Annotated in this window: 10 protein-coding genes; 7 read left to right on the top strand and 3 right to left on the bottom strand. The window is 67.5% G+C overall.

Going from position 1 to position 11,926, the window contains the following annotated elements:
• The first annotated feature begins 56 nt into the window (after positions 1-56).
• From LDN95_RS02615 to LDN95_RS02595, 5 genes are all read left to right on the top strand, one after another.
• Positions 57-740: a hypothetical protein gene (locus tag LDN95_RS02615; RefSeq protein WP_226016066.1), complete on the top strand. Its 684-nt coding sequence runs from the start codon at positions 57-59 to the stop codon at positions 738-740.
• A 73-nt stretch (positions 741-813) separates the two neighbouring features.
• Positions 814-1,212 carry a peptide-methionine (R)-S-oxide reductase MsrB gene (gene msrB / locus LDN95_RS02610; protein WP_226016065.1) on the top strand — a complete coding sequence of 133 codons (399 nt, stop codon included), beginning with the start codon at positions 814-816 and terminating at the stop codon, positions 1,210-1,212.
• Between the two features lie 124 nt (positions 1,213-1,336).
• The gene (locus tag LDN95_RS02605; RefSeq protein WP_226016064.1) at positions 1,337-3,466 is read left to right on the top strand and encodes a transglycosylase domain-containing protein; all 2,130 of its coding nucleotides are present in this window, start codon (positions 1,337-1,339) and stop codon (positions 3,464-3,466) included.
• Between the two features lies 1 nt (position 3,467).
• Positions 3,468-4,493: a ribosome small subunit-dependent GTPase A gene (gene rsgA, locus LDN95_RS02600; protein ID WP_226016063.1), complete on the top strand. Its 1,026-nt coding sequence runs from the start codon at positions 3,468-3,470 to the stop codon at positions 4,491-4,493.
• A gap of 3 nt (positions 4,494-4,496) precedes the next feature.
• Positions 4,497-4,652 carry a hypothetical protein gene (locus tag LDN95_RS02595; RefSeq protein WP_226016062.1) on the top strand — a complete coding sequence of 52 codons (156 nt, stop codon included), beginning with the start codon at positions 4,497-4,499 and terminating at the stop codon, positions 4,650-4,652.
• Positions 4,653-4,808: 156 nt separating this feature from the next.
• Here LDN95_RS02595 and LDN95_RS02590 read toward each other — a convergent pair whose 3' ends face one another.
• The 3 genes from LDN95_RS02590 to hflK all read right to left on the bottom strand — a co-directional run bounded on the left by LDN95_RS02590 (position 4,809) and on the right by hflK (position 8,520).
• Positions 4,809-6,365 (bottom strand): Do family serine endopeptidase, encoded by a 1,557-nt coding sequence (locus tag LDN95_RS02590; RefSeq protein WP_226016061.1) that lies wholly within the window; start codon positions 6,363-6,365, stop codon positions 4,809-4,811.
• A 126-nt stretch (positions 6,366-6,491) separates the two neighbouring features.
• Positions 6,492-7,346 (bottom strand): protease modulator HflC, encoded by an 855-nt coding sequence (gene hflC / locus LDN95_RS02585; RefSeq protein WP_226016060.1) that lies wholly within the window; start codon positions 7,344-7,346, stop codon positions 6,492-6,494.
• 1 nt (position 7,347) lies between these two features.
• Entirely contained in the window at positions 7,348-8,520 is a 1,173-nt protein-coding gene (gene hflK / locus LDN95_RS02580) for an FtsH protease activity modulator HflK (protein ID WP_226016059.1), read from the bottom strand.
• 330 nt (positions 8,521-8,850) lie between these two features.
• Between hflK and LDN95_RS02575 the strand changes: the two genes are divergently transcribed.
• On the top strand, positions 8,851-9,618 hold the full coding sequence (locus LDN95_RS02575) for an Mrp/NBP35 family ATP-binding protein (protein ID WP_226016294.1): 768 nt from the start codon (positions 8,851-8,853) through the stop codon (positions 9,616-9,618).
• Positions 9,619-9,623: 5 nt separating this feature from the next.
• A complete protein-coding gene (locus LDN95_RS02570; RefSeq protein WP_226016058.1) occupies positions 9,624-11,924 on the top strand; it encodes a molybdopterin cofactor-binding domain-containing protein in 2,301 nt (766 codons plus the stop codon).
• Positions 11,925-11,926: the final 2 nt, after the last annotated feature.

Here is an 11,926-nt window from a genome sequence, read left to right as displayed (position 1 = left end):
CGAACAACGGTGACGGCGTGGCGCCATGCGCCTAGACACTTTCCATGTTTCGCACATTGTCTGCATTTGCCGTGCTGGCGCTTGCCGTTCCGGCCGATACCCAAGCTCCGGTCAACCTTCCTGCGCGCGGCGCCGCGCCAGATCCCGCAGCGGACCTGCGCTGCGCCGCCACGATCGCCATCGTCGCGGCCGAACAGGACCGGGGTAACCGCCGCGCGCTTGCGCTGCCGCCGATGGCCAACCGGGGTCGCCGCTATTTCGCGCTGATTGGCAACCGTCTGGTCGCGGCAACCGGCCAAAGCCAGGAGCAGGTTCGCGACGCGCTAGCCGCCGAGGCGCTGGCCCAGCGCAAGGCGGGTGCGGCCAATCCCGATGCGGCGATGGTCGCCGCATTTGGCCGTTGCCAGCCACGGCTCGATGCTGCCATCGCTCCGCTGATCGTGCCCGATGTGGCCCAATGCGCCGCACTTGCCACGCTTGGTGCGGCTGATGTGCGCGCCAGCGAGGGTGACACCGCTGCGGCGCGCGCGCTCGACCAGTTGGGTGCGGTTCTGGCCGGACGGGCGCGGCGCTTGGCATTGGACGCCGGGCAGACGCCGCAGCAGGCCGATGCGGGGCTGGTCGCGACGCAGGCCGCCTTGGCCCGTGATATCAAGGAAGGATCGGGCGACGGGCTCGACCGCTATGATTTCGACCATTGCACCGCGCTGGGCGCCGCTGCGGAAAAATCGCAAAATTGACGAGTGCGCCGCCAGCTTGGTGATTGCACCCGGGCCACCGGTTCCCATATCATCGGCCAAGGAGATCTCGCTGATGACCGACAAGCTGAACCTGACCGATGCCGAATGGCGCGAACGTTTGAGCCCCGAGCAGTATCAGATCCTGCGTCAGGCCGGTACCGAGCGAGCCTTCACCGGCAAGTACGAACGCAACAAGCAGACCGGCGAATACCATTGCGCCGGTTGCGGGGCGCCGCTGTTCACCTCTGACACCAAGTATGACAGCGGCTCGGGCTGGCCAAGCTTCTACGCTCCGGTGGCCGCCGACGCGGTGGAAGAACATCGCGACGTGTCGCACGGAATGGTGCGGATCGAGGCGCGTTGCGCGCGGTGTGACGGGCATCTGGGCCACGTGTTCCCCGATGGGCCGCAGCCCACCGGTTTGCGCTATTGCATGAACAGCGCCTCGCTCGATTTTTCCCCAAAAGATTGAGCGCGCAAGTTCGCGGTTAACCCTCCATTCCAAATAGCCTATGCACAGGCCCGTTTGGGCGGCGCGACCTGCGCTTCCGCGCGGCATGGTGCCGCACGCGCAACTAGGGAACGATTGAACAGCGATGGCCAGACGGGACACTTCCCGCCGCCCCGACAGGCGCGATGAACCGAGGCGCGATGAGCCGAAAGGGCAGTCGTTCCTTGGCCGCTGGCTCCGCCGCATTGCGGTATGGAGCGGCGCGGTGCTGCTGCTGGCTGCGCTCGGCGTGGGCGCGGCGGTGCTGGTCACCGCACGGTCCTTGCCGGGCTTCGAACGGCTGAAGTCGACCCAGACCGGGCAAACCATCGTCGTACGCGCAGCCGATGGCTCGGAAATCGTCACACTCGGGCCGAGTTATGGCAAGTGGATCCCGATCGAGCGCATCCCGCGCGCCATGCAGGACGCGATGATCTCGGTCGAAGACCGGCGGTTCCGCGATCACTGGGGGGTCGACCCGATCGGCATCGCGCGTTCGGTCATGGTGCGGTTCGAACGCGGCCACTGGCGGCAGGGCGGCTCGACGATCACGCAGCAATTGGCGCGCAACATCTTCCTCAACAACAGCCGCACGTTCGACCGCAAGATCCGCGAGGCGGTGCTGGCGCTGGCGCTGGAAACCCGGTTCAGCAAGGGCCAGATCCTCGAACTCTATCTCAACAAGGTCTATTTCGGCGGCGGCGCCTATGGCGTCGATTCGGCCGCGCGCAAGTTTTTCGGCCATTCGGGCGAGCAGTTGAGTCTGGGCGAGGCGGCGATCATCGCCGGGCTGGTCAAGGCACCGTCGCACTATTCACCCACCGCCGATGCGCAAGCGGCGGTCGATCGCGCCGCGGTCGTCGTGCAAACGATGCAGGACGCCGGCGCGCTGACCCCGGCCGAGGCCGCAGCGGTCGATCTGAAGGGCGTGAAGCTGGCGAAGGAGCAGGGCCAGAACTCTGCGCGCTATTTCACCGACTGGGTGCTGCCGCAGCTTGATCTGCTGCTGCCCGACAACGATCAGCCGATCGAGGTGTGGACCACGCTCGATCCTGCCGCGCAACACGCCGCCACCGACGCGATCCAGACCCATGTGCCCAAGGACGCGCAAGGCGCTCTGGTCAGCGTCGATCGCGATGGCGCGGTATTGGCGATGATCGGCGGCACCGACTACGTCACCAGCAACTACAACCGTGCGACCAATGCGGTGCGCCAGCCGGGCTCGGCGTGGAAGCTGTTCGTCTATCTCGCCGCGCTCGAACGGGGTTACAAGCCTGAGGACAAAGTGCGCGACGAACCCGTGACCATCCAGGGCTGGAGCCCGCGCAATTCGGGCGGGACATATGCGGGCGAGATCGACGTGCGCACCGCCTTTGCCTATTCCAAGAACACCGTTGCCGCACAACTGGGCAGCGAGGTCGGCTTCCCGGCCGTGGCCAGCATGGCGCGGCGGTTCGGCATCACTACGCCGATCAATACGCTGCCCTCGATGGTGCTGGGGTCAAGCGATGTGCGGGTGATCGACATGGTCCGCGCCTTTGCCGAAGTGCAGGCCAAGGGCCGCGTCGTCATGCCCTATGGCATCCGCAAGATCACCAACAACGACGGCGAAGTGCTCTACAGCCACAAGCCCGATCCGGCGCAGCAACTGGTGCCCGAATATGTCGCGGCGCAGATGACCGACCTGATGCAGACCGCGGTCAACATCGGCACCGGCCGCGCCGCGCAGATCGGCCGTCCGGTGGCAGGCAAGACCGGCACCACCAGTTCGAACAAGGACGGCTGGTTCCTCGGCTTTTCCAGCGGCATCACCACCGGGGTGTGGATGGGACGCGACGATGCCCACGCCGTGCCCGGCTTGCAGGGCGGTACGGCGCCTGCGCGCGCCTTTGCCACGTACATGAAGGCGGTCACTGCCAAGCGTCCGGTCGAGCAGTTCGATACCCAGCTGCAACTGCCGCAATGGCAGCTTGAACCCGATGATGAAGCACGTCAGGCCAATCCCAACGACTACTTCTTCGTCGATCCCAACGGCGATATCGTTCAGCCCGGCGCGCGTTCACAGCCGCAAGCCGAGCAGCGCGATCCCGTCACCGGCGAAGTGATCGTGCCCGATGCGGGCAATGCGCCCGGACCAGCTGCGGCCAACGACGACTTTCTTGACCGTGCGACAGGGCGACAGGGCCAGCCCGCGCCGCGCACCCGGCCGCAGGGGGCAACGCAACATCCGAACTGAGATGGACGCGCTCCACCCCACCCTCGACGACCTTGGATACACCGCGCACTTCAGCGCGCAGGTTTCGGCGCAGGACGAACTGACTTGCCTCCCGGTCCGGGTGATGGCGGTGCATCGCGGCATGCTGGCGGTGGCGGGCGCTGACCTCGAAGGCATGGTGCCCTCGCATCTGGCGTCCTCCACCGGCGAGGAAGATCGCCCAACGGTCGGCGATTGGCTGCTGATCGACCGCGCCAGCCACGAACCCGTCCGCATTCTTGACCGGGCCAGCCTGTTCAAGCGGCGCGCGCCGGGGCACGACCGGGCGCTGCAACTGGTCGCGGCCAATGTCGACACGCTGTTCATCGTTGCGTCGTGCAATCAGGATTTCAACGTGGCGCGGCTGGAGCGCTATCTGGTGCTGGCGCGCGAGGTGGGGGTGCGGCCGGTGGTCGTGCTGACCAAGATCGATCTTGCCGACACGCCCGAACGGTTCCGCGACGCCGCGCAGGCGCTGGAGCCCGGCCTGCAGGTCGAATGCGTCAACGCGCGCGATCCCGCCAGCGTCGCCCGGCTGGCGGCACTGTGCGGCAAGGGCCAGACGGTGGCGCTACTGGGCTCGTCGGGGGTGGGCAAATCGACGCTGGTCAACACCTTGCGCGGATCGGACTCGATCCTGACCCAGGCCGTTCGCGAACAGGACGGCAAGGGCCGCCACACCACCACCGTGCGCGAAATGCACCGGCTGGATCGGGGCGGCTGGCTGATGGATACGCCGGGAATGCGCGAGTTCCAGTTGTCCGATACGGCGACCGGGCTTGCCGAGGTGTTCGATGACATCGTGGCGTTGACGCTCGACTGCCGGTTCACCAACTGCACCCACGTGGCCGAACCGGACTGCGCGATCCGCGATGCGCTGGCGGCCGGCACGCTGACGGCCGATCGCTTGCAGCGCTGGACCAAGCTCACGCTCGAAGATGACACCAACACCGGCGCGCTGGCTCAGCGTCGCGCCCGCGCCCGCCCCGCTGCAAGAAAAGGGAAGTGACCGATGGCTGATCTGTACCTCAAGGCGCTGGAAGCCGAACGCAAGAGCCTGTGGGCTGCCTGCCGCCTCAAAGGCCTGCCCAAGGGCACGCCCGAGCGCCTGCGGATCGAGGAACTCGACGGCCTGCTCGCCGCGCACAAGGCGAAGAAGGCGGGGTAGGGTCACTTATTGTCCGGGCGCTGGCGCTCTTTTTTCTAGCCGCCGGCCAACCGATCCGTTCGGGGTTGGTAGCGGGGGGCCATCGTCCAGCCACCAAAAAAGGCCGACACGCCCTTGAGCGCGCCGGCCTTTTTGTCATGCCAGCTTCGGGCTGGCTCAGCGCAGGCGGACCGGCATGTAAAGTGGCGGCTGGCCGCGGCGCTGGATGCGCAGCAGCACGGCTTCGCGGTTTTCGGCCTTGGCCTGCTTGACCACGGCTTCAAGCTCGGCGGCGGTGGTCACCGGCTTGTAGTTGGCCGACAGGATGATGTCGCCGCGTTGCAGCCCCTTGGCGGCGGCATCGCCCGAACCATCGACGGCAGTGATGACCACGCCCTTGATGTCCTCGCTGACGCCAAGCTGGCGGGCGATCTGCGCGGTGATCGGAATCGCGGCAACGCCCAGCGCCTGCTGCACGATCGGGCCCGAAGGCTTGTTGGCGCCCGGCTTGGCAAAGCCGTTGTCATCCTCATCACCCGGCTGATCGGGGTCGAAAGTCTGCTGCTTGGCCAGCTCTTCCTCGCTGGGCCGCTTGCCGACCAGCGCGTTCAGCGTCAGCCGCTTGCCGTCGCGGACCACTTCGATCGGGATCGACTTGCCCGGCGCGGTGTTGGCGACGAGGAACGACAGCGTCTGTTCGGGTGACACGTCCTTGCCATCGACGCGGGTGACCACGTCGCCCGGCTGCAGACCGGCCTTGGCCGCGCCCTGACCGGGTTCGACCGACTGGATGAACTCGCCACGCTTCTTGGCAAGACCCAGCGAGGCGGCCAGATCGTCCGACAGCGGCTGGATGCGCACGCCCAGATAGCCGCGCTGGATGGCCTGGCCGTTCTTGAGCTTTTCGACGATCGGCGCGGCGATTTCGGCAGGGATGGCAAAGCCGATGCCGACGCTGCCGCCGGTGGGCGAGAAGATCGCGTTGTTGATGCCGATCACGTTGCCCTTCATGTCGAACATCGGCCCGCCCGAGTTGCCCCGGTTGATCGACGCGTCGGTCTGCAGGTAACGGTCATAGGCCGAGCCCGAACCGGTGTTGCGGTACACCGCAGAGATGATGCCCTGCGTCACCGTGCCGCCAAGTCCGAACGGGTTGCCGATGGCGATGACCCAGTCGCCGACGCGGGCGTGGCTCGAATCGCCGAAGCGCACGAACGGCAGCGGCTTGGGGCTGGAGATCTTGAGCACGGCAAGGTCCGATGCGGCGTCCTTGCCTACCAGCTTGGCGGGATAGTCGGTGCCGTCGGTCATCGTCACGGTGATCGATTCGACCTCACCCTGCCCGTCGGCGGTGATCACGTGGTTGTTGGTGACGACATAGCCGTCGGCCGAGATGACGAAGCCCGAGCCGAGCGACTGCGCCTCACGCGTCTGGCCGCCCTGACCGCCGGGCGCACCCTGACCGCCGCCGAACAGATCGCCGAACGGGGTGCCGGCAAAGGGGTTCTGCGGCTGCACCTTGACCCGCTGGCGGGTCGAGATGTTGACCACCGCGGGCTGCAACTGCTGCGTCAGGTCGGCAAAGCTGGCGGGCGCGCCCGAGCGGGGCACGATGGCCTGGATCTGAGCCGTTTCGTTTTGTGCCACCTGGGCACCGGCGGGAAGCCCCGTCACCAGCGTCAGCGCACTGCCGGCGAGGAGCAGCGCCGAAGTCACTCCGTAAGCATATCGCACGTGGCCTAGTCCTCTTTGCAAAACAATGTGGGCGGTATCGCTACCGCTGCCTGTCCCGTTGGCGGATTCACCCCAGCGCGCCTGAATGGTGTTTGAATGGCGCGCTGCCGGATCATCCGCCGATACTCATTTGCCGCGGAACTGGCGCAGGTAATCGTTGTCGGGTGACAGGATGATCGAGGTCTGCGAGCCCTTCTGCGCGAACGTCTTGTCGTAGCTCTGCATCGCCCGATAGAAATCGTAGAACTGCGGATCCTTGCCGAAGCTGTCGGCATAAGTCTTGGACGCGCTGGCCTGCGCCTGTGCGCGGATGATCTGCCCGGCCTTCTGGCCTTGCGCGCGGATGGTCGCGGCTTCCTGCTGGCGCGCGGTGGCCATGCGGGTGAACGCGCTTTCCAGCGGCGCGCCGTCGGGCAGGTCGGCGCGCTTGATCCGCACGTCGATCACTTGTGCGCCATATTCGCGCGCTTCGCGGTCCAGCCCCCTGCGGATGTTGGCCATGGCCTGTCCGCGATCGGCGGTCAGCAGCGAGCCGAACGTGCGCTTGCCCAGTTCCTGCCGCAGCACCGAGTTGAGGATCGGCTGCAACTGTTCGGACACGCGGTCGACAGTCCCGGCGGTCTGGTACATCTTGACCGGGTCGATCACGCGGAAACGGGCAAAGGCATCGACTTCAAGCCGGCGCTGGTCGGCGCTGGTCACCTGCTGGCGTTCCAGCGACACGTCGAGCACGCGCTTGTCGATGCGGACGACTTGTTCGAAGAACGGGATGCGCCAGACGAGGCCTGCCCCGGTCTTGCCGAAATCGGTGTTCGGGCGGAAGCGGTTGACCACGCGGTTGGGATCGCCCAGCCGCACGATCACCGCCTGTTCGGTTTCGTCCACCACGGTGACGCAGCTCGACAGCACGATCGCGAGCGCCGCGACAGCGACGATCAGCAGCCGGTAGCGCTGCCAGATTTCCTCAAGCACGGTCGGCATGTCAGCGGCCCTCCTGCGGTTTGGCAGGTGGCGGCGAAGCCTGCTGTTGCATCATCTGCGGCAGCGGCAGGAACGGCACGGTTCCCGGCGCCTCGACGATCACCTTGTCGGTCTGGCTCAGCACCCGCTCCATCGTTTCGTAATACATGCGGCGGCGGGTCACTTCGGGCGCCAGCTTGTACTGGGCATAGACCTTGTCGAAGCTGGCGGCTTCGCCCTGCGCGCTGGCGGTAAGCTGCTGCGCCCAGGCTTCGGCCCGGTTGATCTCGCTTTGCGCTTCCTGCTGGGCGGCCAGCACTTCCTTGAAGGCATCGACCACCTTGGTCGGCGGATCGGTCTTCTTGATTTCGACCCCCTGAATGGTCACGCCCGCGCGATAGGCATCGAGCACGCGCTGCATCCGTTCGCGCACTTGCTGTTCGATCGTGGCGCGGCCCGAACCCATGGCATCGTTCAGCTGCACTTCGGCAATGGACTGGCGCATCGCCGCTTCGGCCACTTCGCGCACGGTCTGGTCAGGGTCGGCAAGCTGGAACTTGTAAAGCTTCAGATCCTTGATGCTCCAGCGCACAAGATAGGTCAGATCGACCAGATTCTGATCGCCGGTCAGCATCAGCTTTTCGCCATCGCCTTCGGGGATCGATTCGCGACGGATCGAGGTCACGTCCTCGGTCGAGACCGACTGGATCGGCCAGGGCAGGGTCAAGGCCATGCCTGAATCGATCAGCCGGGTATAGGAGCCGAACGTGGTGACCACACCCTTTTCCTGCGGGCTGATGCGGTGGACCATCGTCGTGCCCAGCCATAGCAGCACCACTGCGCCGACCGCGAGCGAGGCCCACGAGGTTCCGGCCAGCCCTTGGGGTATACGAAACTGGGGACCGCCGGGAAAGCCGCCACCGCCGCCGCCGCCACCGCGCTTGCGGAAGATGTCCTCGATCGCCGGAGGACGACGGTTGTCGCCCGCGCCCGCTTGCGGTTGCCAGGGATTGCGCGGGCCGGGCTTGTCGCCGGGCCGGTCGTTGCCAGAGGCTTTGTCGCCATCCCCCTCGGCCATGTCCAGTACCGGCGCTGCCTCATCCCCTCGTCGGGACGAGCGGAACAGGCCGGATGAGGGCAGGAGGCCGGCAAGGGCCGGGCGGATGCGCGAGATCCGGTCGCCAAAATCAATCATGAGAGGGTTATAGGAAGGCTTGGCGGTTAAAAACAGGGTCACCCTGCCAAAATTCCTCTGCTAGGGAGCCGCCCGATGGGGCATTTGCTCCACAATGGCTTCGATGTTGACGGGACGGATGGTGTGAAGGTGGATGAAACCGCGCTGAAGCAAGCACTTGAGGCGGTGGCACAGGGCCGGTTGCAGGCACTGCGGCTGACCGGCGACGCCGGGGATATCGTCAGCCTTGTTGTCGAGGTCGGCGGGCTGGACCGCGCCGCGCGCGACCGGCTGGAAGTTGCCTTGCGCGATGCCGCCCGCAAGGCAGGCGCCGCCGACGTACGCGTGGCGATGACCGCCGACCGCGTGCAGCGCCGCATCATCGCGGTCGGTTCGGGCAAGGGCGGGGTCGGCAAATCGACGCTGTCGGCCAATCTGGCGGTCGCGCTGGCACGTTCGGGTCGCAAGGTCGGGCTGGTCGATGCCGATATCTATGGTCCATCGCAGCCGCGCCTGCTCGCCACCGAAGGTCGCCGTCCCGAATCCGAAGGCAAGCAACTGATCCCGGTGCAAAGCCCGTTCGGGGTGCCGATGCTGTCGATGGGCCATCTGGTCCAGCCCGGACAAGCCATCGCCTGGCGCGGACCGATGGCGGGCAACGCGCTCGGCCAGTTGATCGATGCGCAGTGGGGCGATGCCGAACTGCTGGTGGTCGATCTGCCGCCCGGCACCGGCGACCTGCAACTGACGATGCTGCAGAAGTATAAACCGGCAGGCGCGGTAATCGTCTCCACTCCGCAGGATCTGGCGCTGATGGATGCCACCCGCGCCATCGGCCTGTTCGAACAGGGACAGGTGCCCTTGCTCGGGCTGGTCGAGAACATGGCCGGCTATATCTGCCCCCATTGCGGCGAACAGAGCGATCCGTTCGGCCATGGCGGGGCCGAGGCGGCGGCGCGCGAGCGCGGCATCGCCTTCTTGGGCCGGGTGCCGCTGGATATCGCGATCCGCCGTCAGAGCGATGCGGGTGATCCCCCGGCTGCCGGAACCGGTCCGCTGGCCGACGCGTATACCGCCATCGCCCGCGCGGTGCTGGCAGCGCTCGACGCGGTCGGCTGATCGCGGTGGAACGCACCCGGCGCAGCGTGCTGGTCGGCACAGGCGCGGCCGGGGCGCTGGTTGCCGCCTTTGCCTTGTGGCCGCACCGCTATGCCGCGCCGTTGCAGGCCGGGTCCGATGAACTTGTGGTCGATGGTTTCGTCCGGATCGCTGCCGATGGCGCGGTCACCGTGGCGGTGCCAGTGTGCGAGATGGGACAGGGCATCACCACCTTGTGCGCGCAGATCGTGGCGGTCGAACTGGGTGCCGATCGCACCCGGATCGGAGTTGAATCGGCGCCGCCCGGGCCATTCTATGCCGACGCCGTACTGGCCGCGCACTGGGCGCCGTTATGGCTGCCGTACGGACTCGATTCGCTGGCCGGAGGGCTCGCCGCCGATCCGACCGGCACGCTGGCGCAGCGCACGGCGGAGCGTACGCCCTTCACCATGACCGCCGACGGCACCGCCTTGGCCGCGTTCGAGGCGCCCTTGCGCGCCGCCGCTGCCGCTTTGCGCGCGCAACTGACGCAAGCCGCCGCCGCGCGCTGGGGCGTTGGCTGGGAGACGTGCGAGGCGCGCGACCATCGCATCAGCCACGGCACGCAGAGCGCCACGTTCGCCGAGCTTCTGCCTGAGGCGCGCGCGATAACCCCGCCCGACCCGCCGGTGCTGCGCGCCGAGCCCGCGCGTGAAGGCGGCGCCGCTCTGGCGCCCGGGGCCTTGCCGCGTTTTGCCCGGCTCGACCTTCCGGCCAAAGTCGATGGCAGTTTCGTGTTTGCCGGCGACGTGCGCCTGCCGGGGATGCTCCATGCCGCCATCGCGCAGCCGCCGCAGGGCGATGCGGTGCTTGCCAGCTTCGATCGGGCTGCCGCCGCAAGCGTTCCCGGCGTGGTCGAAGTGGTCAACGCCGAGCGCTGGCTGGCCGCGCTTGGCACCACCTGGTACGCCGCCGACAAGGCGCTGACGGCGATGGACCCGCGCTTTCGCGCGAAGGGCCGGGTGGTCGACAGCGGCGCGATGGAGGCCGCGCTCGACCGGGCGCTGCGCCGGGGCGATGCCACCACCGTTGCCGCCGTCGGTGATCCCGCCGCCTTGCTGCAAAAGCCTTCGCTCAGCGCGCGCTACGACATCGAACCGGCGCAGTGCGTGCCGCTGGAAACCGCCACGGCCACGGCGCGGCTGACACACGGGCGGCTGGAGCTGTGGCTCGCCACACAGGCGCCCGATCAGGCGGCCATGGCGGCGGCTCGCGCGCTTGGCCTGTCGCGCGGCGATGTGGTGATCTATCCCTTGCACGCCGGCGGCAGCTTCGATGCGCGGCTCGACGTGCGGGTGGCCGAACAGGCCGCCATTCTGGCCAAGGCGGTCAAGCGGCCGGTCCAGCTCATGTGGTCGCGCTGGCAGGAAACGCTCGCCGGTTTTCCCCGCGCGCCGGTTGCCGCACAGATGGCGGCCGCTTTCGGTCCCGAACGGCGGTTGCTGCTGGGCTGGCGGGCGCGGCTGGCGCAACCGGCCAGCGCGATCGAGGCGGCTGCGCGCTTGCTGGATGGCAAGTCCGCACCTGCCGCGCTGGCCACCGCGCGGGGCCGGGTCGATGCCATGGCCTGCGAAGGCGCGCTGCCATTCTATGCCATTCCCGAGCGCGCGGTCGAGCATGTGCCGGTTGACCTGTCGCTGCCGAGCGGGCGCCAGCGCGGCAACGCCCATGCGGTAGGTGCCTACCTGACCGAATGCTTCATCGATGAATGCGCGCAGTTTGCGGGCGTCGAGCCGCTGGCGTTCCGCATCGGGCTGCTGTCGGGGCAACCGCGTCTGGCGGCGTGCCTGCAAGGCGTTGCCCGGCTGGCCGAATGGGGCGGCGGGCGCGATGCCTCGGGGCAGGGCATCGCCTGTCACCGCATGGACTTGCGCACCGCGCAAGGGCTGCGCAGCGGTTTCGTCGCGGTTGTCGCCACCGCCCGGCAAGAGGCCGATGCGGTACGGGTGGAGCGGCTCTCGGCCTATTGCGACATCGGCCGCATCATCAACGCCGACATCGCCCGCCAGCAAGTGGAAGGCGCGCTGGTGGCCGGGCTGGCGCTCGCGGTTGGCGGCACGACGCAGTGGCAGCGCGGGGTGCCACAGGCGGGGAGAGTGGCCGCGCTGGGCCTGCCCTTGCTGGCCGATTGCCCGAAGGTCGATGTTGCATTTGCCGACAGCAGCGAACACCCGTTCGATCCCGGCGAACTCGGCATGGTTGCCGCAGCGCCTGCCATCGCCAACGCCCTGTTTTCCGCAACCGGAGTGCGGTTCCGCCGCCTGCCGCTGCTTTCCGAAGGGCTGTGACG

This window comes from Novosphingobium sp. FKTRR1 (assembly GCF_020404405.1).
Lineage (GTDB): Bacteria > Pseudomonadota > Alphaproteobacteria > Sphingomonadales > Sphingomonadaceae > Novosphingobium.
Note: the sequence above shows the minus strand (reverse complement) of the source record. Positions and strands in the feature narration are given on the sequence as shown.